The organism is Streptomyces sp. MBT53 (assembly GCF_016654115.1).
Classification (GTDB): Bacteria; Actinomycetota; Actinomycetes; order Streptomycetales; family Streptomycetaceae; genus Streptomyces.
In genome coordinates this window covers 15,033-38,377 of the sequence record NZ_JAEQAZ010000027.1, presented here as the reverse complement: position 1 = coordinate 38,377, position 23,345 = coordinate 15,033, and the positions used below count along the sequence as shown (strand labels likewise).

The 23,345-nt window shown below is 69.9% G+C and carries 22 protein-coding genes and 1 pseudogene; 14 read left to right on the top strand and 9 right to left on the bottom strand.

The window, feature by feature from the left end; genetic code table 11:
- Window positions 1-29 precede the first annotated feature (29 nt).
- From JHN45_RS12655 to JHN45_RS12645, 3 genes are read left to right on the top strand one after another with little or no spacing between them, the layout of a single operon-like run.
- On the top strand, window positions 30-1,178 hold the full coding sequence (locus tag JHN45_RS12655) for a sensor histidine kinase (protein WP_236583629.1): 1,149 nt from the start codon (window positions 30-32) through the stop codon (window positions 1,176-1,178).
- Window positions 1,175-1,840 carry a response regulator transcription factor gene (locus JHN45_RS12650; RefSeq protein WP_200717150.1) on the top strand — a complete coding sequence of 222 codons (666 nt, stop codon included), beginning with the start codon at window positions 1,175-1,177 and terminating at the stop codon, window positions 1,838-1,840. Before JHN45_RS12655 ends, JHN45_RS12650 begins: the two co-directional genes overlap by 4 nt.
- A 49-nt stretch (window positions 1,841-1,889) precedes the next feature.
- Window positions 1,890-3,077 carry an exo-alpha-sialidase gene (locus JHN45_RS12645; RefSeq protein ID WP_201049093.1) on the top strand — a complete coding sequence of 396 codons (1,188 nt, stop codon included), beginning with the start codon at window positions 1,890-1,892 and terminating at the stop codon, window positions 3,075-3,077.
- Between the two features lie 153 nt (window positions 3,078-3,230).
- Here JHN45_RS12645 and JHN45_RS12640 read toward each other — a convergent pair whose 3' ends face one another.
- Genes JHN45_RS12640 through JHN45_RS12620 form a run of 5 tightly spaced genes read right to left on the bottom strand, consistent with a single transcriptional unit; the run spans window position 3,231 to window position 9,858 of the window.
- Window positions 3,231-4,166: a dihydrodipicolinate synthase family protein gene (locus JHN45_RS12640; protein WP_201049092.1), complete on the bottom strand. Its 936-nt coding sequence runs from the start codon at window positions 4,164-4,166 to the stop codon at window positions 3,231-3,233.
- The gene (locus tag JHN45_RS12635) at window positions 4,163-5,227 is read right to left on the bottom strand and encodes an ABC transporter ATP-binding protein (protein WP_201049091.1); all 1,065 of its coding nucleotides are present in this window, start codon (window positions 5,225-5,227) and stop codon (window positions 4,163-4,165) included. The genes JHN45_RS12640 and JHN45_RS12635 overlap by 4 nt, the downstream gene beginning before the upstream one ends.
- Window positions 5,224-7,227, bottom strand: coding sequence for a dipeptide/oligopeptide/nickel ABC transporter permease/ATP-binding protein (locus JHN45_RS12630; protein ID WP_201049090.1), 2,004 nt, complete (start codon window positions 7,225-7,227; stop codon window positions 5,224-5,226). Before JHN45_RS12630 ends, JHN45_RS12635 begins: the two co-directional genes overlap by 4 nt.
- Window positions 7,227-8,186, bottom strand: coding sequence for an ABC transporter permease (locus tag JHN45_RS12625; protein ID WP_201049089.1), 960 nt, complete (start codon window positions 8,184-8,186; stop codon window positions 7,227-7,229). Before JHN45_RS12625 ends, JHN45_RS12630 begins: the two co-directional genes overlap by 1 nt.
- Window positions 8,187-8,223: 37 nt before the next feature.
- The gene (locus JHN45_RS12620; protein WP_201049088.1) at window positions 8,224-9,858 is read right to left on the bottom strand and encodes an ABC transporter substrate-binding protein; all 1,635 of its coding nucleotides are present in this window, start codon (window positions 9,856-9,858) and stop codon (window positions 8,224-8,226) included.
- 201 nt (window positions 9,859-10,059) lie between these two features.
- On the opposite strand from JHN45_RS12620, the gene JHN45_RS12615 reads away from it, so the two are divergent.
- Window positions 10,060-10,773, top strand: a complete 714-nt coding sequence (locus JHN45_RS12615) for a FadR/GntR family transcriptional regulator (protein WP_201049087.1) — start codon at window positions 10,060-10,062, stop codon at window positions 10,771-10,773.
- 25 nt (window positions 10,774-10,798) lie between these two features.
- Here JHN45_RS12615 and JHN45_RS12610 read toward each other — a convergent pair whose 3' ends face one another.
- Window positions 10,799-11,221 carry an ester cyclase gene (locus JHN45_RS12610; protein ID WP_200710754.1) on the bottom strand — a complete coding sequence of 141 codons (423 nt, stop codon included), beginning with the start codon at window positions 11,219-11,221 and terminating at the stop codon, window positions 10,799-10,801.
- Between the two features lie 107 nt (window positions 11,222-11,328).
- Here JHN45_RS12610 and JHN45_RS12605 point away from each other — a divergent pair, with 107 nt between their 5' ends.
- Entirely contained in the window at window positions 11,329-11,949 is a 621-nt protein-coding gene (locus JHN45_RS12605; protein ID WP_200710755.1) for a TetR/AcrR family transcriptional regulator, read from the top strand.
- An 11-nt stretch (window positions 11,950-11,960) separates the two neighbouring features.
- Complete coding sequence (locus JHN45_RS12600) at window positions 11,961-12,422, top strand: protein phosphatase (protein WP_201049086.1); 462 nt, start codon at window positions 11,961-11,963, stop codon at window positions 12,420-12,422.
- On the opposite strand, the gene JHN45_RS12595 is transcribed toward JHN45_RS12600, so the two are convergent.
- A complete protein-coding gene (locus JHN45_RS12595) occupies window positions 12,396-12,968 on the bottom strand; it encodes a class I SAM-dependent methyltransferase (RefSeq protein WP_200710757.1) in 573 nt (190 codons plus the stop codon). The genes JHN45_RS12600 and JHN45_RS12595 overlap by 27 nt on opposite strands.
- Window positions 12,969-13,023: 55 nt before the next feature.
- On the opposite strand from JHN45_RS12595, the gene JHN45_RS12590 reads away from it, so the two are divergent.
- Window positions 13,024-13,785 carry a helix-turn-helix transcriptional regulator gene (locus tag JHN45_RS12590; protein WP_201049085.1) on the top strand — a complete coding sequence of 254 codons (762 nt, stop codon included), beginning with the start codon at window positions 13,024-13,026 and terminating at the stop codon, window positions 13,783-13,785.
- On the opposite strand, the gene bla is transcribed toward JHN45_RS12590, so the two are convergent.
- Window positions 13,782-14,708 carry a class A beta-lactamase gene (bla, locus tag JHN45_RS12585; protein WP_201049084.1) on the bottom strand — a complete coding sequence of 309 codons (927 nt, stop codon included), beginning with the start codon at window positions 14,706-14,708 and terminating at the stop codon, window positions 13,782-13,784. The two genes, JHN45_RS12590 and bla, sit on opposite strands and share 4 nt — an antisense overlap.
- Window positions 14,709-14,865: 157 nt before the next feature.
- On the opposite strand from bla, the pseudogene JHN45_RS12580 reads away from it, so the two are divergent.
- Window positions 14,866-15,747, top strand: a pseudogene (locus JHN45_RS12580) (serine hydrolase domain-containing protein); the annotation flags it as partial.
- 24 nt (window positions 15,748-15,771) lie between these two features.
- On the opposite strand, the gene JHN45_RS12575 reads toward JHN45_RS12580, so the two are convergent.
- Window positions 15,772-16,299, bottom strand: a complete 528-nt coding sequence (locus tag JHN45_RS12575) for a GNAT family N-acetyltransferase (RefSeq protein ID WP_200710761.1) — start codon at window positions 16,297-16,299, stop codon at window positions 15,772-15,774.
- Window positions 16,300-16,551: 252 nt separating this feature from the next.
- On the opposite strand from JHN45_RS12575, the gene JHN45_RS12570 reads away from it, so the two are divergent.
- The 6 genes from JHN45_RS12570 (at window position 16,552) to JHN45_RS12545 (ending at window position 23,286) form a co-directional block, all read left to right on the top strand.
- Window positions 16,552-17,346 carry an SCO2525 family SAM-dependent methyltransferase gene (locus JHN45_RS12570; RefSeq protein WP_236583624.1) on the top strand — a complete coding sequence of 265 codons (795 nt, stop codon included), beginning with the start codon at window positions 16,552-16,554 and terminating at the stop codon, window positions 17,344-17,346.
- Between the two features lie 109 nt (window positions 17,347-17,455).
- Window positions 17,456-19,294: an SCO2524 family protein gene (locus JHN45_RS12565; RefSeq protein WP_200710762.1), complete on the top strand. Its 1,839-nt coding sequence runs from the start codon at window positions 17,456-17,458 to the stop codon at window positions 19,292-19,294.
- Between the two features lie 3 nt (window positions 19,295-19,297).
- Window positions 19,298-20,215, top strand: coding sequence for an SCO2523 family variant P-loop protein (locus tag JHN45_RS12560; RefSeq protein WP_200710763.1), 918 nt, complete (start codon window positions 19,298-19,300; stop codon window positions 20,213-20,215).
- Window positions 20,212-21,201, top strand: coding sequence for an SCO2522 family protein (locus JHN45_RS12555; RefSeq protein WP_201049082.1), 990 nt, complete (start codon window positions 20,212-20,214; stop codon window positions 21,199-21,201). The genes JHN45_RS12560 and JHN45_RS12555 overlap by 4 nt, the downstream gene beginning before the upstream one ends.
- Window position 21,202: 1 nt before the next feature.
- Complete coding sequence (locus tag JHN45_RS12550) at window positions 21,203-22,171, top strand: SCO2521 family protein (protein WP_201049081.1); 969 nt, start codon at window positions 21,203-21,205, stop codon at window positions 22,169-22,171.
- 41 nt (window positions 22,172-22,212) lie between these two features.
- Window positions 22,213-23,286 carry a hypothetical protein gene (locus JHN45_RS12545; RefSeq protein WP_236583623.1) on the top strand — a complete coding sequence of 358 codons (1,074 nt, stop codon included), beginning with the start codon at window positions 22,213-22,215 and terminating at the stop codon, window positions 23,284-23,286.
- The last annotated feature ends 59 nt before the right edge of the window (window positions 23,287-23,345 follow it).

The window sequence follows — 23,345 nt, the reverse complement described above, 5'->3', positions numbered from 1 at the left end:
GGAAGATGAACCCCGTGCGGGCCATCACGATGAGCGTCCGGCGGCAGGACGCGCTCCTCGCCGCCGGTCTCGCCGTGCTCGCGTCGATCGTCGCCGTCAGCTTCGGCAGCGGACGGCGGCCGGACGCGCTCGGCTGGACCCTGCTGCTCGCCCTGCACGTCCCGCTGGCCTGGCGGCGCCGCGCCCCGCTGGTGGCGCTGTGCGTGATGATCCCGCTGATCGCGACCTTCCACGAGCAGAACTACAACCACTCCGCGCCGACCGGCGCCTCCATGGTGCTGCTCTACACGGTGGCGGCCACCGGCAGCGTCCGGCGTACGGTGGTCGTCGGCTGCTCGGTCATCGGGCTGATGCTGGCGCTGAAGGTCGGCGACGGCATGGCCGGGGTCGCCGAGAGCTTCCAGATCGCCGGCTGGGTCGTCTCCATGCTGGTCCTCGGCGGCTACCTCCGCGTCCACCGTCAACTCACCGCGACCGCCCTCGAACGCGCGGAACGTGCCGAACGCACCCGCGAGGAGGAGGCCCGCCGCCGCGTCGCGGAGGAACGCCTGCGCATCGCCCGCGATCTGCACGACCTGCTCGCGCACAGCATCACCCTCATCGGCGTGCGGACATCGGTGGCCGCGCACGTACTCACCGAGGACCCCGACCGCCTCGACCGGGCCGCCGTCGCCCAGGCCCTCGACGACATCGCGGACACCTGCCGGGCGGCACGCGGCGAACTCCGCACCACCCTGGAGGTACTCCGGGACGACGGCCCGCCCGACGAACGCGGTCCGCTCCCCGGCCTCGACGGACTGCCCGACCTCGCCGCCACGGCCCGGGGCGCGGGCGCGAAGGTCGAACTCGCGGTGCGCGCCGACACCGTCCCGGCCGCCGTCGGCGCCGCCGCCTACCGGATAGTCCAGGAGGCGCTCACCAACGCGGTACGGCACGGCGGGCGCGCCGACCTCACCGTGCGGGTCGGCGTGCGCGAACGCGACGGCGCCCTGCACGTGGACGTCACGGACGACGGACTCGGCAGCGGCGCCGCCCCGCCCGGCTTCGGACTGGTCGGCATGCGCGAACGGGTCCGCAGTGTCGGCGGCACGCTGACCGCCGGACCACTCGACTCAAGGGGCTTCCACGTGAACGCCGTACTCCCGCTGCACACGCACGGCGAGGAGGGGATGAGGTGACCGCCATCCGCGTACTCCTCGCCGACGACCAGACCCTCGTACGGGCCGCGTTCGCCATGCTCGTCGAGTCGGCGCGGGACATGGAGGTCGTAGGACAGGCCGCCACCGGCCGTGAGGCCGTGGCGCTGGCCCGCACGTCACGCGCCGACCTCGTCCTCATGGACATCCGCATGCCCGACCTCGACGGCATCGAGGCCACCCGTCTCATCGCGGCCGACGAGGACCTCGCCGGGGTCAGGGTTCTCGTCCTCACCACCTACGACACCGACGAGAACGTGGTGGAGGCGCTGCGCGCCGGCGCCTCCGGATTCCTGGTCAAGGACACCCGTCCGGCCGAACTCCTCGACGCGATCCGCACGGTGGCCGCCGGAGAGGCGCTTCTGTCGCCAGGTCCGACCGCCCGGCTCATCTCCCGCTTCCTGCGCAGCCCGGTCGTACCCGCCACCGGTGGCCCCGAATGCCTCTCCGCACGGGAACGCGGAGTGCTCGCCCTGGTCGCCCGCGGCCTCAACAACACCGAGGTGGCCGAAGCGTTGGGCCTGAGTCCGCTCACCGCGAAGACGCACGTCAGCCGCATCATGGGCAAACTCGGGGCGCGGGACCGGGCCCAGCTGGTGATCGTGGCGTACGAGTCCGGGATGGTGACACCGGGGAGGCTGTGACGGACAGGTCGGCGTCGTCCCGCGAGGGCGACCTCCGCAAGGGAGCGCGATGACCATCCTGAGCCGCACGCTTCTCGTAGCCGCAGTACTGGTCACTCCGATCGCCTATGCCGGGCACGCTTCCGCGCGCTCCGGCTGCACGTCGTCCGTGCCGTACGTCTCGGGGGACGGCGGCTACGACACCTACCGCATCCCCGCGACCCTCACCACCGACCAGGGCACCGTCCTCGCCTTCGCCGAAGGGCGCCACAACGACGCCGGTGACACCGGCAACATCGACGTCGTCCTACGGCGCTCCACCGACGGCGGCTGCACCTGGGGCCCCCTGTCCGTGGTGGCCGCCGGCGACGGCGACACCCGGGGCAACCCGGCACCCGTGATCGACCCCCGCACCGGCGCGATCGTGCTGGTCACCTCCTACAACAGCGGAACCGTGACCGAGGGCCAGATCATGCGAGGCGAGGTCACGCCCGAACAGAGCCGCCGCGTCTTCGTACAGCGCAGCTGGGACGACGGCCGCACCTTCACGACTCCCCGGGACATCACGGGCGAGGTGAAACTCCCGACCTGGCGCTGGTACGCGACGGGGCCCGGGCACGCGGTCGCGCTCACGCGGGGCGTGCATGCGGGCCGCCTGGTGATCCCCGCGAACCACTCCGCCGCGCCACCCCCCGGCTCGACCGACACCGGGCAGGAGGCCAGGTACTACGGCGGCCACGACCTCTACAGCGACGACGGCGGCGAGACCTGGCACCTGGGTTTCGTGGACTCCACCTACACCGGGGCCAACAACGCGAACGAGTCCTCGGCGGCCGAACTCCCCGACGGGCGCCTGTACTTCAGCTCCCGCGACCAGCTGGGCACGAGCCCGGGCAACCGCCTCGACACGTACTCCAGCGACGGGGGCGAGACGCTCGACCGGCCGTACGCGGTACAGCACACGTTGGACGACGTCTCGGTGGTGGAGGGCAGCGTGCTCCAACTCCCGGGCGCGGACGGGGCGTTGCTGTTCTCGGCACCGTCCGTCCCCAACGTCCGCCAGGGCATGGCGATCTGGCGGAGCGGCGACGCCGGGGCCACCTTCGCAAAGGCGCTCGTCCTGTCGCCGCAGCGGGCGGGGTACTCCGACATGGTGCGGGTGGGGGCGGACACGGTGGGGGTGTTGTACGAGACGGGGGTGACGGGGACGTACGACACGATCGAGTTCCGGCGGGTGCCGATTGCCGAGCTCGGCTGAGGCCGAGGTAGCCGAGGTACCTGGGGGCTCCGACCCCAGACCCCGGTTTCCCACCCACCCGACTCGGCCGTTTTGACGGTCACCCTTTAAGAGACAGTAAACGGGTGGTGGGCGGGCATAGGCCGAGGGTCTGGGGGCGGAGCCCCCAGGCGGTCACAACAGCCCCGCCGCCGCCAGGAACTTCCCCACCCGTTCCACCTCGTCCGCCGACAACGCGACCTGCGGCTCCGCAGTCGCCGCGCAGTCGATCACGCCCCGCAGGTGCAGTGCCGCCTTGAACGCCCCGAGGGCCGACGAGCTGCCGCCCATCCGCGCCGGGTCACCGGCACCCACCAGCCCGAACAACCCGCACAGCCGCTCCTGTTCGGCCCGCGCACGCGACCAGTCTCCGGCCCGGCACAGCGCGTTCAGGCGGACGTATCCGTGCGGATCGACGTTGGCGAGACCGGGCACCGCCCCGTCCGCCCCCAGTGCCAGCGCGGAGTCGACGAACAGTTCGGAACCGGTCAGCACGCTGAAACCGGTGATGTCGGGGCGGCTGCGGGTGCCCATCACGACCGTACGGAAGCCGCCGAGGTCACCGCTGGAGTCCTTGAGGCCGGCCAGAACACCCTCGGCGGCGAGTTCGAGGACGAGGTCGGCGGGCAGCTTGGTGTGGACGGAGGCGGGGAGGTCGTAGGCCACGACGGGGACCGGTGACGCGGCGGCGATCAGACGGTAGTGGCGGGCGATCTCCGCCGGGTGCGTGCGCGTGTAGAAGGGGGCCGTCACCACCACCGCGTCCGCGCCCGCGTCCGTCACCGCCGCCACGTGGTCAAGGACTCGCGGGGTCGTCATGTCGATCGCGCCTGCCAGTACCGGGAGTTGGCCGCCCACGTGGGCCACCACCGCCTCGACGACATACCTGCGCTGCCGGTCCGTCAGATACGCCGCCTCCGAGGTCGAGCCGAGCAGGAACAGTCCATGCACCCCGGCCCCGACCAGGTGGTCGACGAGCCTGAGCAGTGAACGTACGTCCACCTCGCGGTCCGGTGTCATGGGCGTGCAGACGGGCGGTACGACACCGGTCAGCGGGGCGGGGAAGGTCATGAAGGCTCCATGGGGCGGCTTTGGCGAACGAGGTCGCGGGTGGTCAGGTCCTCCTCCACAGGATGGTGGCAGCGGTAGCGATGTCCCGGCGTCGACGCGGGCGAAAAGTCCGGCATGGCGGATGCGCACACGTTGTCGGACTTCCAGCAGCGGGTCCGGAACGGGCACCCGCTCGGCGGACGGGTCGCCGACGGCACCGGGCCGACCAGCGGAATCGGGTCGATGGGGTGGAGCAGGCCCGGCGTCGCCGAGAACAGGGCCCGGGTGTACGGGTGCCTCGCCCGGTCGGTCACCTGGTCGGCCGGGGTCTCCTCGACGATCCGGCCCAGGTACATGGTGATCACGCGGTCGCTCATCCGCCGTACCGTCTGGATGTCGTGGGACACGAACACCAGTGCCAGGCCCAGCCGTTCCTTCAGGTCCAGCAGGAGATTCAGGATCTGGGCGCGGACCGAGACGTCCAGGGCGCTGGTGGGCTCGTCGGCCACCACCAGGTCGGGGTCCAGCGCCAACGCCCGCGCGATCGCGACCCGTTGGCGCTGACCGCCCGACAGCTGCCCGGGCAGGCCGTCCGCGAGCGCGCGCGGGAGGCCGACCAGGGACATCAACTCCCTTACCCGTTCCTCCCGTTGGGCCCGGACGCCCCGGCCGTGTACGTCCAGCGGGTCCCGCAGTATCTGGCGGATCGTCAGTCGGCGGTTCAGCGCGGTCGACGGGTCCTGGAAGATCATGCCGATGCCGGTGCCCACCGCGGCCCGGCGTTCGCCGTCCGGCATCGACCACAGGTCACGGCCCCGGAACGACACCGTGCCGGACGTCGGCCGCTGTACGCCCACCAACACCTTCGCCAGCGTCGACTTGCCGCAGCCGGACTCGCCGACCACGCCGACCGTCTCGCCGGGCGCGATGGTGAGATCGGCGCCGGTCAGGGCGTAGACCCGGTCGCGGTTGAACAGACCACCGCTGCGCGCCTTGTGCACGACATGGGCGCCGGTCAACTCGACCAGCGGGCCGCCCAGTTGACTGCGGGCCGCCTCCGGTTCGACCTCCGCGCCGCTCATGACACCGCCTCGCTCTCCGTCGTCACCAGGTCGATCGCCGGGTGGTGGCAGGCCGCCGTGTGTGTGCGCGGGCCGACCAGGTCCGGCGCGGTCGTACGGCAGAGGTCGCTCGCCAGCGGGCAGCGGTCGGCGAAGCGGCAGCCGGCCGGGAAGTCGGCGGGGGAGGGGACGACACCCTTGATCTGGGTCATGCGTTCGGCCGCCGACTCCAACGACAGCACGCTGCCGAGCAGGCCGCGCGTGTAGTGGTGGGCCGGTGACTCCACCAGCTCGGCGGTCACGCCCGTCTCCACGATCTGTCCGCCGTACATCACGACCACCCGGTCGGTGACGTCGGCGACGAGTGCCAGGTCGTGCGAGACGAGGACCAGCGCGAAGCCCAACTCCTCGCGCAGGCGCAGCAGTAGCTCTATGACCTGTGCCTGCACGGTGACGTCGAGGGCGGTGGTCGGTTCGTCGGCGACGATCAGCTTGGGGTCGCGAGACAACGCCATGGCGATCAGGACGCGTTGGCGCTGGCCGCCGGAGAGTTCGTGCGGGTAGCTGCGCAGGGTGCGCTCCGGGTCGAGGCCGACCATGGTCAGCAACTCGCCCGCCCCACGGCGGCCTCCGCGCCTTATCACCTGCTTGAGCTGGGCGCGGATCGTCATCGCGGGGTTCAGCGACGACAGCGCGTCCTGGTACACCATCGCCATCTCGTGGCCGAGCAACTTGCGGCGCACCCGCATCGGTTCGCCCACCAACTGGCGCTGGTTGAAACGGACATGGCCGCGTACCCGCGCGCCCTTCGGTTCCAGGCCCATCACCGCGAGCGCCGTCAGCGACTTGCCGCAGCCCGACTCGCCCACCAGGCCCAGGACTTCACCCGCCCGCACCTCGAAGCTGATGCCGTCCACGATGTCCACGCCGTGGTGACGGCCCTCGAAGCCGATGGCCAGGTTCTCCACCGCAAGCACCGGAAGCGCGTCCAGGTCGGGCAACGGCCGTGCGCGGGACCGGAGTCGTAGCGCCGCCTCTGTCAGGCCGGGGAGCGGGAGGATCTCGCCGGTACCGGGCTCCGGCGCGTCGAGCGGGTCGTCGTCGTTGGCCTGCCGTACGTCCACCTCGCGCGGGGCCGGAGCCGCCCACGCGTCCGAGACTCCCTCGGACAGTATGTTCAGGGACAGTACGGTGATCAGCATCAGCAGGCCGGGGAAGACCGTGGCCCACCAACCCCCGGTCAGCACCATGTTCTTGCCGTCCGCGATGACACTGCCCCACGACGGGTCCGGGGGCCGTACGCCCGCGCCGATGAACGACAGCGACGCCTCGAAGACGATCGCCTCGGCGACCTGGACGGTGCAGAACACCAGGATCGGGGCGGCGCAGTTGACGGCCACGTGCCTGATCACGATGTGCGGGGTGCGGGCGCCGATCACCCGCTCGGCGGTGACGTAGTCCTCGCCGTACTGGTCAAGTACGTTGGCCCGTACGACCCTTGCCACCGGCGGGGTGAACAGGAACGCGATCGCGCAGATCAGGACCGTGATCCCGCCGCCGAACACGGCGACCAGGACGGCCGCGAGCGCGATACCCGGAAACGCCATCACCACGTCCAGGCAGCGCATCAGCGTCTCGTCGACGCCCTTGCGGGCGGTCGCCGCGACCGCGCCGATCAGCGCGCCGACGACGAGCGCCAGCGCGGTCGCCCCCAGCCCGATCGCGAGGGACCAACGGGCGCCGTACATCAGCCTGCTGAGGATGTCCCGGCCCAGGCTGTCCTGGCCCATCCAGTGGTCGGCGGAGGGGTGCCCGGTGCCGTCGACGGGGAGTTGCTGGTCGAGCGGGTCGTCGGGTGCGAGGAGCGGTGCGAACAGTGCCACCAGGACCACGACCGCCAGGAAGCACACCGCGACCTTCGACGCGAGCGGCAGCCGGCGCCAGCCGCGCAGTCGGATGCCGGGCCGGGACAGGGTCTCGGCGAGGCCCTTGCGGGAGAACCGGGGGAGCTGAGTGAACATCAGGAGGCATCCCTCAGGCGCGGGTTGACCAGCAGATAGAGGATGTCGATGACCAGGTTCACCACGACGAACCCGGTCGCCGTCGTGAGCACCACGCCCTGGACGACGGCCGGGTCGCCGTTCTGCACGGCGTCGATCATCAACTTGCCCATCCCGGGGAGGGAGAAGATGGTCTCGATGACGACCGCACCGCCGAGCAGGTATCCGACGCGCAGGCCCAGCACGGTCAGTGGGTTCATGAGGGCGTTGCGGAGTACGTTCCGGCCGACCACGACCCGCGGCGGGAGGCCGCTGCCGATCGCGGTCCGGACGTAGTCCTTGTCCAGCTCCTCGACCACCGACGTCCTTACGATGCGCGTGAGTTGGGCCGCCACCGGCAGTGACAGCGCGAGTGCCGGGAGCGCCATGGTCTTGAGCCAGCCGGTGAGGGAGTCCGCCGGGTTGATGTAGCCGCCGGTCGGGAACCAGCCCCGGTCGACCGCCAGGTACTGGATCATCAGCAGCGCCAGCCAGAAGCCGGGCGCCGCGACCCCGGTGAGCGACACGACGCGGATGATCTGGTCGGGCAGCCGGTCCCGGTAGATGGCCGCCGTCACCCCGCCGAGCAGCGACAGCACTATCGCGATCGCCAGCCCCAGGAAGGTGAGTTGGAGGGTGAGCGGCAGCGCGGTGGTGACCTGCTGGACGACCGGCGCCCGGGTCAGCGCGCTGGTGCCCATGTCGCCGTGGAGGAGCGCGCCCACGAAATGGACGTAGCGGAGGGGGAGGGGATCGAGCAGGCCGTTCCGCTCGCGGAAGTCGTGCAGTTGTTGCGCGGTCGGGTTGGCGCCCTGGAAGAACGCGGACGCCGGGTCGACGTCCGAGAAGCGCATCACCACGAACACGAACAGCACGATGCCGAGCATCAGCGGCACGAGCAGGACGACACGGCGGGCCAGAATCCTGACGACGGTGACCATGGGTCAACAACTCCTGTACTGGTCAACTCCTGTACGGCTAGACCCACTTGGCCTGGAGGACGTTTATGCCGGGGTAGGGCTGTGCCCTTATCCCGGTCAGCTTCCTCGGGTCCCAGGCGGTCATCAGCTCGTTGTGGACGACCGGGTAGAGCACGGCCTGTTCGGCGACGATGTCGATGTAGTCCTGGATCATCGCCTTCTTCTTCGCCGCGTCCGGCTCCTGCGTCGCCCGGTCCATGTCCTTGAAGAGCTGCTTGGCGGTGGAGTTGCCGGCCCAACGGGCGTAGCCCATCCAGAGGTTCTGCGGGCCGTAGTTGTAGTGCATGATCAGGTCGGCGTCGAGGCCGAACTGGTTGGGGTTCGAGGCGGCGGCGACAATCTGGTAGTCCTGCTTCTGGTCCATCTTGGTGAAGACGGCCGTGGTCTCCTGCGGGGAGAGGGTGGTCTTCACGCCGATCGCGTCCCAGGACGCCTTGATGGTGGGCAGGCAGTCGACGATCCAACTCACGTTCACCGACATGAGATTGACGCTCAGTCCGCTGACCCCGGCCGCCTTCAGCAGAGCCTTCGCCTTGTCGGGGTCGTAGTCGTAGACCGTCTTCGCCCGCCGGTAGGCCGGGTTGCCCTCGTTGAGGAACGACGAGGACGGCTTTCCGTGTCCGCGCAGGGCCACTTGGACCATCTTGCCGGTGTCGATGGCGTAGTGGAGTGCCTGGCGTACGCGTACGTCGTCGAAGGGTTTGTGCTGGGTGTTGAACATCAGGAACAGGTTGTTCATCCCGGCCCCGCCCGCGACCGTCAGTCCGCCGCTCTGGAGCCGCTGGATGTTGGCGTAGGGGATGTTGTCGGCGATCTGCGCGCCCGCGCTGGAGCCGGAGATCTTGGCGACGCGGGGTGCCGCGTCGACGATCGTCAGCCAGTTCATCGTCTTGAAGGCGGGCGGGCGCGGGCCGTTGTAGCCGGTGAACGCGGCGAAGGTGGTGTTGGACTTCGGGTGGTGCGCGGTCTGCCGGTACGGCCCCGAGCCGACCGCCTTGCCCTTGATCGCGTCGTCCCACGCACCCGGCTGCGAGAAGATGTGCCTCGGCATGATCTTCGCGAGGGTGAGGCGTGAAATCCCTTCCGGGAAGGGGAACTTGAGGACCAGCTCGACGTTCTGCGCGTCGATCTTCCGGGCCTCCTTCAGCCAGCTCACGAAGAAGCCCTGCGCGAGCGTCGCCGTCTTCGGGTCGAGGATGCGGTCGAAGACGAACACGACGTCGTCGGCGGTGACCGGCTGCCCGTCGTGGAACTTCGCGCCCGCACGGAGGGTGAACTTCCACGAGGTGCCGCTGGTGTCCTTGGGCACGGCGGTCGCCAGTGCCGGGTAGGGCGCGCGGGTGATCGGGTCGGTGTCGATCAGACCCTCGTAGATGTGGTTGTTGCCGGCCATCGCGAACGCGGACGCCGTCTGCGTCGGGTCCCAGCTGCCGTCGTTGCCGTAACCGATCACCGCGGTCAGGGTGCGGTTCTTGCCGGTGCCCCCGCCGCCGGTGTCGTTCGTCGACTGCGGCCCCGACGAACAGGCCGTCAGGGACGAGGAGATCGCCGCCGCCGCGCCCAGCGCGCCGGAGTACTTCAGGAACGCCCGGCGGTGCAGCGCAGGCACGTTCCGGTTCACGTCTTCGCGCACGGTTCCTCCAGGAGGTACGACGTCCTACGTCCTGCGGTCAGCGCGACCATAAGAGCGCCCGTGGGGGCGGTCAAGGCATCACACACGAATGGCGTAGCCGTCAGAGGTCGGACCAATGGCGGTTTGAAATGGCGGAAGTTGACCCCTCTCGGGGGTGCGTCGGGGCCGGAGATGGGACGTGGGACGTCCGGTGGGGCTACGATGCGGCGCATGTCCGGGGAGCCGAGGAACAGTCGGATACAGCGCGAGGTCGTTCAGCTGATCCTCGACCGCAAGCTCCAGCCCGGTGCGCCCCTGCCCACCGAGGCCGAGCTGATGGAAGACCTCGGGATCAGCAGAAACTCTGTCCGCGAGGCCCTCAAGGCGCTCCAGGCCCTCGACATCGTGGAGATCCGGCACGGCTACGGCACCTACGTCGGCCGGGCCTCGCTGACCCCGCTCGCCGACGGCCTGACCTTCCGCACCCTGACCCGGCACGAGGACGACGCGGACGCGCTGGCCGAGATCCTCCAGGTGCGCGAGGTGCTGGAGGAAGGCCTGATTCATCGGGTCTCCGCCACCCTCACCGAACCGGAGCTTGACCGCCTGGAAGCGGTGGTGAACCGGATGGAGGAGGCGGGCCGCGCCGGCCGGCCCTTCCCCGAACTCGACCGCGAGTTCCACGAGTTGCTCTACGCGTCGCTCGGCAACGAACTCGTCCCGCAACTCCTCGGCGCCTTCTGGACGGTGTTCCACCGGGTCGCCGGAGCCCGCGGCTGGACCGACGACCCGACCCCCGGCATCACCGTCCGCCGCCACCGCGACATCGTCACAGCGCTGCGCGCCCACGATGTCGAGGGCGCGCAGCGCGCGATGGCGGACCACTTCCGCGGCATCGAGGCGCGCGCGGCGCAGGAGTCGCGGGGAGTGGGCTGACGTTCAGGGAGACCCTGAACTGCGGTCAGGGGGCGGTCAGTTGGGCCACGATCGACGCGCCGTCCAGCCACACGTTCTCACGGGAGATCTTGCCGTCCGTGAACTCGAAGACGTGCAGCATCCGGAAGGTGATCCGGCGGTTGTTGCCGGGTACGCCCAGCAGTGAGCCGGGGACCGTGCAGGTGATCAGGTCCTCGACGGTCGCCGCGTTCTCCGAGTAGTAGGTGTGGGTGCGCTCGGACTTCTCGGTACGGATGTCCTGCACCAACTGCTCGTAGCGCGCCTGCGCGGCGGCGACGCCGACCGCGGGGCCGCCCGGCCAGCCGACGGCGTCGTGCTCGATGTCCTCGGTGTAGACGGACACCGCCGCCGCCGGGTCCCCGTGCTCCTCGGCGAGCATGTGCGTGCCGATCAGTACTTCCATTTCCGCCGGTGTGATGGAGCCCATGGAGCTCCTCCTCTCGTCGTGCCGCGTGCCGGTCGGGCCGCGACCCCCGTTTGGTGAGACGGATATACTGTAATGAGAAAATTTTCTCACGACAAGAAGGTATTCGCATGCCGGAAGGCCGCAGCAGACAGAAGTTGCGCACCCGCCGCGCGCTGATCGAGGCCGCGGGCGCCCTGATCCGCGAGGGCCGGACGGTCACGATCGCGGAGGCGGCGGAGGCCGCCGACGTGTCCCTGGCCACGGCGTATCGTTACTTCTCCAGCCCGCAGGAGCTGCTCCAGGAGACGCGACTCCTCATCCGTACCCCCGATGTCACCGCCGATCTGCCCGCCGACCCGGCCGAGCGCCTCGACACGCTGGTCTCCCGGGTCGCCGAGCTCCAGCTCGGCGACGAGGCCATGTGGCGGACGCTGGTGCGGGCCAGCCTCGAACGCTGGTTCACCCAGCACGAGCACGGGCACGGCGACGAGGGCGGCGAGCCGGAGATTCCCACCCGCAACCAGACCCGCCTCGGCTACACCCGCACCGCCCTCGAACCCCTCGCCGAGACCCTCCCGCCCGAACTCCACCGCCGCCTGACCATGGCCGTCACCCTCGTGTACGGCGTGGAGGCGCTGATCGCGACCCGCGACGCCTGCGGACTCGACCCCGAGGAGGCGCGGGACGTGATGCGATGGGCGGCGAGCGCCCTGCTGGAGAAGGCGGTGCGCGAGGCACCGGACGCGTGAGAGGCGACGCGATGACAGAGGCGTGGGACGAGCGGGACGCGGGTGTCCTACGGCTGCCGTCCGGCCGTCTGGTCAGGGGCCGCGGCCTGCGGCGCCCCCTCGCACCCGGGGCGCCGAACCCGTCGTACGGCATCTATCTGCTCGGCAGGCCGCCGCCCGAAGTCCCTTGGCAGGTGCGGTGGTTGCGCTGGCCGGACTTCCGGCTGCCCGCCGACCGCGCCGAGGCACGCACGGTTCTCACCGAGGCCTGGCACCGCTCGCTCACCGAGCGCGTAGAGCTCGCCTGCGGCGGCGGCCGGGGCCGCACCGGCACGGCACTCGCCTGCCTCGCGGTCCTCGACGGGGTACCGCCCGGGGAGGCGGTCTCCTACGTCCGCGCCCACTACGACCGGCACGCGGTGGAGACACCGTGGCAGCGGCGGTACGTGCTGCGGTTCGGGGCGTCGTCAGGCCCGGTGGGCCCGGAAGCGTAGGCGGCGGCTCTCCGGTTCCAGGTCGACCGCCACGTCCGTGAATCCGGCCCGCTCCAGCCGGGCCGGGAGCGTCGCCGGATCGAGGGTGTTCATGGTGTCCCGGAAGTGCAACACCCGGAAACGGAAGCTGGGTTGACTGTCGCTGCCCGCGAAGGTGCCGCCGGGGCGCAGCACACGGAACGCCTCGGCGAAGATACGGTCCTGGTGGGCGGCGGTGGGCACGTGGTGCAGCATCGTGAAGCAGACGACGGAGTCGAACGACCCGTCGGGCAGGGGCAGTTCGGCGCCGTCCGCGTGCAGCACATCGGCCCGGTCACCCCACTTGGACCGGAGCATCCGGGCGCTGTCGGCGTCGATCTCGGCGGCGGTGAGGTGGTCGACCCGCTCGACGAGAACGCGGAGGTTCGCGCCGTAGCCGGGCCCGATCTCCAGTACGTCCGCGCCGAGTTCGACGTGTTCGAGGGCCCAGGGCAGGATGCGGTCCTTCGTCGTCTGTGCCCACTCCTCTGAGCTGCAAATCTTGCGATGGGCTCGGTTCATCGGCATACGTCGACGCTAGGCGGGGCCGGCGGTTGTCCGCCACGGGCTAGGCTGCCGTGTCATGTCGCGGAACGGACAGCAGCGCGACCGCCGGTTCGGCACGGCCATCCTCGTCGGCCAGTTCGTCATGCCGCGCGGCACCGCCTTCGCCGAGCACTGGCATCCCGACCACCAACTCCTCTGTTCCGAACGGGGGTTGCTGCGTATCCGCAGCGAGCACGGGACATGGCTGCTGCCGCCGTCGCTGGCCCTGTGGATCCCCGCGCACGTCCCGCACGCCACAGCCTCCGAGGGTGACGCCGTCATGCGCGGCGCGTTCGTCGAACCGGGGAGCTGCCCGCACATCGCCTGGCGGGACCCCACGGTCGTCGCGGTCACCCCGCTTCTCCACGCGCTCGTCGTGCATCTGGACCGAACCGACCTGACACGGGAGGCCCGTTCACGTGCCGAGCTGGTGCTGCTCGACGAGCTGCGTCCGGTGCCGGTGACCAGTGTGGCCGTGCCCGAACCGCGCGATCCACGGGCGCGCGCGGTGGCCGAGGCGCTGCGGGCCCGCCCGGCGGACGGACGGGCCCTCGCCGCGTACGGCGCTCAAGTCGGCGCCAGCGCACGGACGTTGGCGCGGCTCTTCGTCGCGGAGACCGGCCTCGGCTTCGGCCAGTGGCGCGAACGGCTACGGATGCAGGCCGCGTTGCCGTACCTGGTCGAGGGGCTGCCGGTGGAGTCCGTGGCACGGCGGGTCGGGTACGCCTCGGCGAGCTCCTTCACGGCGGCGTTCCACCGGGTGGTGGGGGTGACACCGAGGCAGTACTTCCCGCGCTAGCCGACAGCCGCAGCCACCAACTCGGCGGTCTCGGCGACCAGTTGGTTGTCGTACGGCGCGTCGGGCAGCGTCGGCTTGGTGGTCAGGACCGCGAGGACGACCGGGTCACCGGCCTGTGTCCAGGCGATGCCGACATCGTTGGCGGTGCCGTAGTCGCCGCTGCCCGTCTTGTCGGCGATCGTCCAGGTCGCGGGGAGTCCGGCGCGGAAACGGGCGGCGCTCGTCGTGTTGTTGAGCAGCCAGGCGGTGAGCCGGTCGCGGTCGGGGCGGCGCAGGGCGTCGCCGAGGACCAGCCTGCCGTACAGTCCGGCGATCGCGCGCGGGCTGGTGGTGTCGGTGATCCGGTCCGGCTCGGCCGAGTTGAGTTCGGTCTCCCAGCGGTCGAGGCGGGTGACGGGGTCGCCGAGGGAACGGGCGAAGCGGGTGATCGCGGTCGGGCCGCCGAGCTCGCGCAGGAGCAGATTGCCGGCGCCGTTGTCGCTGTAGCGGATCGCCACGTCGGCGAGCTGCTCGACCGTCATGCCGTCGGCGAGGTGCGCCCGAGTCCGGTCCGAACCGTCGACGAGATCGGCCTCCGTGTAGTGCACGACCTTGTAGAGGATCTCGCCGTGCCGGTCCAGGTCGCGCAGGACGGCCGCTGCGGCGAGGGTCTTGAACACCGAGCACATCGGGAAGAGTTCGTCGGCACGGTGCACGACGGTCTTCCGCGTACCGAGGTGGTGCGCGAACACCCCGACGCGGGCGGTGTGTTGCTCTTCGAGGGCGGCCAGACGCGCGGAGACGTTGGTGCCGGTGGATGCCTGCGCGGGGGTGGCGCCGGCGAGGAGGGCCGCGGTGGTGGCGGCACCGGCGGCGAGGAGACCGCGGCGGGTCGTCGCAGGGGTCGTAGGGGTCGTAGGGGACTGTTCGGAGCCTGAGATCACGCTCTCCCTTGTTCGGTCTGCGTCGACGACCGGTCGGTTCCCGTCGACGATCTCTCCGTCACTACCATGCCCACTGTGAATCTTCAGGAGCTGATGGCGGAGCAGACGAGTCTTCGTGATGTCCCGGCGGTAGCGGCAGGTTCATCGGTGGCGGGCGCACGCACGAGGGCCGGTCGCGGTGACGGCGGAGTCGTGTTTCCGTATCGCGTCGCTGACGAAGGTCCTCACCTCCGCGGCGCTGGTCCGCACGTTGCGGGACAAGGGCGTCCCGTTGGCCACACCCGTCGTCGAACTGCTTCCCGGCCTCGCGCCGGACTGGCGGGCCGACGAGAGCCTCACCGTCGAGCAGATCCTGGGACAGGTCTCCGGCCTGCGCGAATCGGTGGACGCGGCAACCGTGACGGCCCTGGGCGACGGGGACGGCGCGCTCCTGGAAGCCGCCCGGCTCGTGGTCCGGGCCGGGAACGAGCGGGAGCCGGGCGAGCGGTGGTCCTACTACAACGGCAACTACTTCCTGGCCGGCTCGCTCCTCGCGGCCCTGAGCGGCACGACCTTCGAGAGCGCGTTGCGGGGAAACCTCCTCGACCCCTGGGGCCTCACGCGGACAGGTTTCGACACCCCGGCGGCGTCCGTCACCGGATGGAACGGCACGACGGAACTCCCGCTGTCCGGCTATCCGCGCACCCGCCGGCCCAGCGGGGGCCTGTGGTCGTCGGTGTCGGACCTCCTGGCCGTCGGCGAGGGCCTGCTGGCCGACCGGGCTCTCCTGGCGGAGATCGGCCGTCCGCGCACCCGGTCCGACGACCCCATGACATACGGGCTCGGCTGGGCCCTGGGACGGTCTGGCCAGATGTATCTCAACGGACGGCTGCCCGGCTACCGGGCCGCCATGGTCCTGGTCCCGGACCGGGACTACGTGAGCGTGGCCCTCGCCGGCCAGGGGACCGCACTGCCCGCCCTGGCACGGCTGCTCAGCGACATGCAGCAGCCTCTGACCGGGGACGACATCGCCGGGGCGGTCGACGGCTTCGCCGCCTGAGACCTCGTCGGCGCGGCGCCGCGGTCACAGGGCGAGGGTCATGAGGAGGCGGTGCTCGTCCGGCCCGAAGTAGTCCCGCTGGACGCCCTCCTCGGAGGAGAACCCGAGTGAGCGGTACAGCATGATCGCCGCCGCGTTGGTCGGTTCCACCGTCAGGCGCACCTGGTGGACGTGTTCCGCGCGCAGTCGGCGCAGGGCCTCGACCATCAGGCGCCGGCCCAGCCCGTGGCCCTGCTGGTGGGGTGTGACGGCCAGGCTCATGATCCAACTCACATAGCCGTCCGAGGTGTTCACGAACAGGATGTAGCCCAGCAGCGCCTCGCCGTCGTCGAGGACGAGGATGCGGTCGCCGTGGATGTCGTAGAGCTGACGGACCACGAAGACGGGGTACGGCTCCTCGGGGAAGGCCTCCCTGTCGACGCGGAGGAGTTCGGGGAGATCGGCCTCGGTGATGCCTCTCAGGGTCAGGTGCCGGTCGCCGCGGTCGGCCAGGAACGCCTGGTCAGCGCGGCGGCCCAGGGAAGAGGAACGTTCCTCCGGAAAAACCGTCATGCTGCCTCCTGGGGGGAGCGGGTCACGTGGGTGCCGCGACACTCGTACGAGTGGTGCGGGTTTGATCTCTCTATATTTCCGGCATCTTCGACTGGTTTCCGAACATCTTGGGCGGGGTAATCCGGCAGTTCAAGGCCGATTCTGGTCGCAAGAATACATTCGCGACGATGCGCCCCCTGTGCGCCCCCGGTGGCCGGTCTGCGATGGCGCGATATCGCCGCAACGAGTCTTGGGTGTTGGTACCGTGAGTAAATGAGCGCGAGATCTTCGGGGGACACCCAGGTGATGAATGCTGACGTCTCCTGGGAAGCATTCGACTCGACGGCTTACGTCGAGCACAACTACCGCTACCTGCAGCCGGAGGACGAGGAGATCCTGCATATCATCCGGGATCATTTCGGCGGTCATTTCCGGAAGCAGGACGTCGGCCCGGTTTCGGGTATCGACGTGGGCGCGGGTGCCAATCTCTACCCCGCGTTCGCCCTGATGCCGTGGTGCGACGAGGTCACGCTCGTCGAGCGCTCGCCCGCGAACGTGAAGTACCTCCGGGGCCAGCTCGACAACTACCGCCCGAACTGGGACCAGTTCTGGCGTGTCCTGGGCGAGCACAAGGCCTACGGCGAGTTCCCCATCGACCCGCGTCAGCAATTCCGCAAGGTCGTCAAGGTCGAGCAGGGCAACATCTTCGATCTTGAGCGGTTCGGCCCCCCGCGGTCCGCCGGGACGATGTTCTTCGTCGCCGAGTCGATGACCACTTCCTACGAGGAGTTCACCCTGGGTGTCGCCTGCTTCATGCGCGCACTGGCCCCAGAGGCACCCTTCGCCGCAGCTTTCATGGAACATTCGAAGGGTTATTACACGGGAAAGAACTTCTTTCCGGCGTGCGACGTGGGAGAATCGGAGGTGCGTGCGAGTCTCGAACCATTCGCGGATGACTTTGAGGTGCACCGGCTCGAAGCCAAGGACCGGGTACGTGACGGATATTCCGGAATGATCCTCTCCTATGGCTGGCGCGGGAATTCGGACGCACATGTTCCGGTCGGCTGATCGAAGCGACCGGGCCGATCGGGCCGATCGAAAATGATCGGTGAGTCGTCACAACAGAAGAGGGACATTCCTCGACTGATGGCAGTGCGGTCTGTGTGAGGGGCATGGAATGCAGATCAAGCCGCGCCAGCATCTGCTGGACATCTGGCAGGCGGTCGCCCGCCACTCCTTCGAGGACGGCGCGTGGGCGTGGGGCAAATGGGGCGGGGAGAGCAGCGTCGCCGACGCCGAGCGCCTGCTCTGTCTGCTGTACCCGGCGACCGAACTGCCGTCGTTCCGGCTGGACGACCCCGACACCACCCAGAGCGACGTCCAGCAGTCGCTGAAGAAGGCGGGCGGACGGCAGGACATCCCGGCCAACCTCGTGACGGCCGCCGCCGAGTTCATGCACACCCACAGGGACGACAAGCGGCCCACGTTCGCGGGCGGTTACTACTTCCAGTCCCGGGACACGGAGAAGGACCTCACCGAGGAACAGCGCCAACTCGGCGTCACGGACTCGTTCTCCATGTCCATCACGCTCTGCCTGGCACTGCTCGGCTTCCTCAAGGTCTACGAGTCCAAGACCCGCCGCTCCGACATGCAGGAGACGATCAGGGAACTGAAGGCCGCGACCAGCAACCGGCTCACCGCCGCCATGGTGAGCCTGCTGCGCTCGTTCACGGTCAACATCTACGACACCGAGTCCTCCCAGGGCCAGACACTCTGCGAACTCCTCGGCCAGGGACGGCTGTCGCAGCGTCAGGTGCTGGAGAACTTCCAGAAGCGGTTCAGGCCGCTGCGCGCCGCCATCATCGAGAGCTTCATCCTCGGCGTCGACGTGCAGGAGGCACTCAAGGACGAGAGCCAGCTCTTCGAGTGCGGCTGGGCCTGGAGCCTGGTCCGGGACGCGCCCGAGGTGGAGACCGACGAGGACATCGGGGCACAGCCCGTCGGCGTCGCCAACCCGGTGCCGTACCTGTACTTCACCGTGGTCGCCCTCGACGGCATCCAGGACCTGTTCTCCGACCGCACCCTGACGCTCGGCCTCCTCAACGCCGAGCAGCAGAAGCTCGCCGAGGCGCTGCGGCTGCGCTGGGAGATCACCCAGCAGTACTGGTCGCGCATCGCCCGCTTCGACCGCGAGCGCTGGCCGCTGGAGGACATCCCCTGGCGTACGACGGGACAGCGGCTGGAGTCCGAGTACTTCTCCCTCTCCGTCGCGGCCATCCTCGTGCACGACCTGATGCGCCGCCGGGCCACCGACGACGACCTGACCCGCACGGTCACCGTCATGGAGCGCCTCGCCGAACGCGGCCGTATCACCAGCCGGATGACCCGCGACGACCCCATGATCCAGCTGCACAGCCCGGGAGTCACCCTGCCGTTGCAGGGCGGCGGCACCATCGGTCCGCCGATGAACTGGACGATGAGCGACTTCTCGGCCCAACTCCTCAAGCGGACCGTCCAGTTGTGCACGCTCTCCCGCAACCTCTCCGCGCACGACCGGCTGCTGAGGCTGGCCGAGGACATCTTCGGCCATGTGTGGCGGCGCCGCATGGGCGAGGGCGAGGGCTCCGGACTCTGGGACAACGTGCACGCCGCCTACCCGGGCACCTCCCTCACCGAGGGGCCGGTGTCCTGGAGCATCACCGAGCGGGTCACCGAGGTGATGGTCCAGGTCCACAGCATGTACGCGCAGCCCCCGATCCGCAGCCTCGAACTCACCGAACTGGCAAAGGCGTTGCTCTCCGAGTCCACCCACCTCCTCGGCAACGAGCAGATGGCCCCCGCGCCGAACTCCGACGGAAAACGCGGTATGCAACTCAGGGGAATCGAGGTCAAGTTACGCCGCGCCCGCGACCTGATCGACGAACAGCCCGGCACCGCCTACGCGTTGACGCTCGAAGTGCTCGGCCAGCTCGACGCACTCGCCCGGGCCCGCGCCGCCGCGGTCCAGGGAGTGTGAACCGTGCTGATCTTCGCGGCCTCCGACAAGGGCGGCACCGGCCGCTCCGTGACCAGCGCCAACCTCGCCTACCAGCGGGCGCTGACCGGCGACGACGTCTGCTACCTGGACTTCGACTTCGGCTCGCCCACCGCCTCTGCGGTCTTCGACGTGCCCGACGCCCGCCAGGCCGCCGAGGACCGCGGGCTGCACTCGTATCTGATCGGCGAGATCAGTGAACCGGTCAGGATCGACGTCTGGGCCGACACCGAACACCGGGTGCTGCGCAACCAGCCGCCCGGAGCCGGCCGGCTGATCCTGATGCCCGGTGACCTCAGCGGCGGCGAGTTCGCCACCACCGGGGACAATCTGCGCCGCTGCGTGGACCTGCTGCTGCGCCTCAACGGCGAGTTCGACCTGATCGTCGTCGACCTCAGCGCCGGCCGCAGCTACGCCGTCGACATGGCGCTGGCGGCCACCGCACAGCGGGAGTTGAGCGGTGTCGAGGCCCGCTGGCTGGTCTTCCACCGCTGGACCCGCCAGCATGTGGAGGCCGCGGCGAGCCTGGTCTTCGGCAAGCGCGGCATCGTCGCCGGCGGGGTCGCCCGCGGGCACGACGAGGACACGCTGCGCGGCGCCATCCGCTTCGTCCGGGCCGCCGTACCCGATCCCGAGTCGGCGCTGTGGTCGCAGGCCACCCCCACCCAGTCGGCGTGGATGGAGCAGTGCGACCTCGAACTGAAGCAGCTGGCCTCGCACCACGGCATCGGCTACAGCCAGGTCCTCGGCTCCATTCCGCTGGAACCGGTCCTGCAGTGGCGCGAGCAGCTGATCACCGACGAGGACGTGCTCGACAGCCAGATCGCCACCATGGAGACCTGGCAGGCGCTGAGCGACCTGGCCGGGCGGCTCACCGACGACAAGCACTGGGAGCAGGCGTGACCGAGGCCGTGTTCCGGGAGACCACCGCGGACCCGCGTACCCAGTCCGTGCCCCTGGCCCATCTCTCACTGGAGCTGGGCCACCTCTACATGGAGGACTTCGAGGCGGGCCCCGAGCGGCTGCGCGAGCACTTCGCCGAGGTACGGATCTGGGTGGACGCCGCCCGCGCCTCCGCGGCCCGCCGGATCGGCGGCAAACGCCCCCGCGTCAGCACCTGTTTCCTGATCGACGACTACTTCACCCGCTTCTCCACCCCCGCCGAACTCATCCCGCTGGTCCTCGAAGAGGCAGCGAAGGCCGGGCTCGTCATCGACTACCTCGCCCGCGAGTCGGGGTGCGCGGTCGCCGACCGGATCGAGCCGGCCGAGTCCGTCATGCACCGCCTGGTGGAGTCGCCGCCGCCGGGCAGCCACGGCTCCCGGCCCCCCGTCGGCCAGACCGGCTGGCTCGCCAACGGCCGGCGCACCGCCCCCACCCGCAGCGCCCTCGCCGAGATCACCGCCTGGCAGCCGCCGCAGGAGACCGCGGCCCGCAACCACTCGGTCTTCATGGACGTCGAGTTGTGGTCCAAGACGGACGACGGCCGGCTCTGGTCCTGCCCGTTCCTGGCCGCCGTATGGCAGTTGGCCCGCCTGGGCCTGCTACGGCACCTGGGCGAGCCCGTGCTGACCCCGCGGCCCTGGACAGGCGGGGACTTCCCCCGTGACTGGGACCGGCTGCCGCCGCTGCTCAAACTCAGCGACTCCCGGGTCGCGTTCAGCGCCTACCGCACCTGCACGCTGATGCCGAACCGGTTCCTCGCCGTGGAGGACGCCGTACGGCTCATCCTCGACCAGGTGGACGTCGACTCCGGCGCGCTCGAACAGGTCGCCGAACGGTCCAGGAGCGAGGGCATCGAGGTGCCGGAGGCGGTGGCACAGCGCGCGACCTACGTCTTCTACGAGGAGCCCACCCACTCCAACTCCCCCTTACCCGAAGGGACATGACATGACGGCACTCGGCAGGCCGGCGCGTCCGGTCCTCGCCTGCGGTGAGGTGCGCACCTGTCTGCTGCCGTCCTTCCAGTCCCTCGACGGCCGGGCCGCCGCCCAACTGCTGCGGCTGCGCGCCGACGAACACGTCCGGGTCTCCGAGCGGCCCAACCTGTACGCCCTCTCGCCCGAGATCCTGACCGGAGTGGACTGCCGGCTGCCCACCGCGAACGGCGCCAAGGTCCGGGCCGTCGGCACGGTCACCGCCCGCGCGGCGCTCACCGAGGGCCGCGTCCTGCAGGCCACCGCCTACTTCGGCGCCCCCGCCGAGGGCCCCGACGTACGCCGTCCCTGGGGGCACTACCTGGTACGGCCCGGGATGGTCGAGCCGTTCGGGAAACTGCCCGTACAGGCCACCGCGGACGGTGTGCTCCGTGGTGCCGGACGCGGCGAACTGGACCTGGGGGCGATCGCCGAGGAACTGCTGGCGCAGCTCGTGCGGCATCCGCTCCTCGACCACAAGGCACCCTTCAAGTCCCGCCGCACACACCTGCGTTGGGCCGCGCGGCAGGCGCCCGAGAACGGCGGCCCCTCGCTGGACCGCTTCACGCTCGCCGAGGACGGACTGCGGACCGTCGAACTGCGCGTGCCGGAGAACGTACCGGCCGCCGCGGTCGCCGGGCTGTGCGAAGACCTCGCGCTGCACGACTGGCTTTTGACGACCGTCGTCCACATGCTGGAGCACAGCAGGCTCGGAGCGGCGGACGGGCCCGCGGCGGTCCTGGCCCTGCGCCCGGCCGTCGATCATCTGCTGCATCTGTGGATGCCGCGCGCGCACGTGGACCGCACGCTGGGTCACCTCTGGGACGTACTGGAGCGGGAACCGGGCTTCAGTCGCCAGTGGGAGAACCTTCGCCAGCGTATCCGGGACCAACTGGCCATACAGGCCATTCCGTTGCTGCACCAGGCACTGAGCACAAGCTGACGGGGCGGCACGTACCGCATTTCCGACGGGGGAGGCTCGACATGAACGGAGCGACGACAACAGGAGCAGGCGGGCTACGGTCCGTACCGCAACAGGGCCAGGACCAGCGCAGATCGAAACTGTTCCTCAAGACGCTGTTCGCGATATTAGCGGGCGGCGCCGCCTTCTTCGTGACCAACGTCCTGAACGAGGACAACGGCGCCCTGTGGCAGTGGACGATGTCCATCGTCCTCGGCAGCGCGACACTGATCGTGCAGCTGCTGGTGGACTTCGGTGAGCGTCTTGAGGCCGTCCAGGAGAGCCAGAAGCGCCGCATCCGGGACATGCGGGACAGCCTGTCCGCCCATCATGTGGAGATGCGGGCGGCGGTCGACGAGAGCTTCGCGAAGATCAACGCCGCGACGGAGCTGTACAGCAAGGTCGACGGCTCCGTGCTGCGCTCGGACGAGGTGACCCGGCTGGTGCTGGGCTACACGAAGGTCGGCGAGCAGGGCGCGGACATCGTGAAGGCCTTCGCCGAGGAGGAGTTGGGCCGGCTCGCGCTGCTGATGGAGAACCTCGGCAACCGTACGGCGGACTGCCCCGGTGAGAACCACGAGTGGCTGATCGATCTCACCAGGTGCGTCAAACGGACGCTCTACGCCACCAGTACGTCCGTGGACCGCGACTTCTGGTCGAGCGAGCCCGCGCGGCGCTATCTGGCCGCCCAGGAGACGGCCATCAAGTCACGGCGGGTGCAGATCCGGCGCGTGTTCCTCGTCGACGAGGAGTCGGAGGTCACCCGCGACCTCCGCGAACTCTGCGAGCGGCACCGCAAGTTCGGGATCGACGCGCGGATCGCGGTCCGGACCCTGCTGGAACCCACCGCCCAGATGAACTCGCTGAACGACTTCATCATCTTCGACGGCGAACTCTCCTACGAGACCGAGCCCGACATCCACGTCATGCCGGCCAAGACGACCCTGAAGATGACCCGCGAACACGTGGAGGAACGCGTCAACCGCTTCGACGTCCTGTGGGAGGCGACGGAACCGACCCCCGACAGCGCACCGGACCCGGCGGCGGACGGCGGCGGGACGGTCACCCGCCCCGCCGATCCACTGCGACAACCATGACCACCACCCACACCATGTCGACCGTGGTCGTACGTCTCCGGGCCGATGACCGGGGCCCT

Excerpts from the sequence above, each read along its gene's own strand:
- JHN45_RS12630 (WP_201049090.1), bottom strand. The coding sequence starts at position 7,227 with ATGTTCACTCAGCTCCCCCGGTTCTCCCGCAAGGGCCTCGCCGAGACC.
- JHN45_RS12595 (WP_200710757.1), bottom strand. The coding sequence starts at position 12,968 with ATGCCGATGAACCGAGCCCATCGCAAGATTTGCAGCTCAGAGGAGTGG.
- JHN45_RS12640 (WP_201049092.1), bottom strand. The coding sequence starts at position 4,166 with ATGACCTTCCCCGCCCCGCTGACCGGTGTCGTACCGCCCGTCTGCACG.
- JHN45_RS12545 (WP_236583623.1), top strand. The coding sequence starts at position 22,213 with ATGAACGGAGCGACGACAACAGGAGCAGGCGGGCTACGGTCCGTACCG.
- JHN45_RS12550 (WP_201049081.1), top strand. The coding sequence starts at position 21,203 with ATGACGGCACTCGGCAGGCCGGCGCGTCCGGTCCTCGCCTGCGGTGAG.
- JHN45_RS12570 (WP_236583624.1), top strand. The coding sequence starts at position 16,552 with ATGAGCGCGAGATCTTCGGGGGACACCCAGGTGATGAATGCTGACGTC.
- JHN45_RS12600 (WP_201049086.1), top strand. The coding sequence starts at position 11,961 with ATGACAGAGGCGTGGGACGAGCGGGACGCGGGTGTCCTACGGCTGCCG.
- JHN45_RS12590 (WP_201049085.1), top strand. The coding sequence starts at position 13,024 with ATGTCGCGGAACGGACAGCAGCGCGACCGCCGGTTCGGCACGGCCATC.
- JHN45_RS12645 (WP_201049093.1), top strand. The coding sequence starts at position 1,890 with ATGACCATCCTGAGCCGCACGCTTCTCGTAGCCGCAGTACTGGTCACT.
- JHN45_RS12610 (WP_200710754.1), bottom strand. The coding sequence starts at position 11,221 with ATGGGCTCCATCACACCGGCGGAAATGGAAGTACTGATCGGCACGCAC.
- JHN45_RS12565 (WP_200710762.1), top strand. The coding sequence starts at position 17,456 with ATGCAGATCAAGCCGCGCCAGCATCTGCTGGACATCTGGCAGGCGGTC.
- JHN45_RS12635 (WP_201049091.1), bottom strand. The coding sequence starts at position 5,227 with ATGAGCGGCGCGGAGGTCGAACCGGAGGCGGCCCGCAGTCAACTGGGC.
- JHN45_RS12615 (WP_201049087.1), top strand. The coding sequence starts at position 10,060 with ATGCGGCGCATGTCCGGGGAGCCGAGGAACAGTCGGATACAGCGCGAG.
- JHN45_RS12575 (WP_200710761.1), bottom strand. The coding sequence starts at position 16,299 with ATGACGGTTTTTCCGGAGGAACGTTCCTCTTCCCTGGGCCGCCGCGCT.
- JHN45_RS12625 (WP_201049089.1), bottom strand. The coding sequence starts at position 8,186 with ATGGTCACCGTCGTCAGGATTCTGGCCCGCCGTGTCGTCCTGCTCGTG.
- JHN45_RS12605 (WP_200710755.1), top strand. The coding sequence starts at position 11,329 with ATGCCGGAAGGCCGCAGCAGACAGAAGTTGCGCACCCGCCGCGCGCTG.
- JHN45_RS12655 (WP_236583629.1), top strand. The coding sequence starts at position 30 with ATGAGCGTCCGGCGGCAGGACGCGCTCCTCGCCGCCGGTCTCGCCGTG.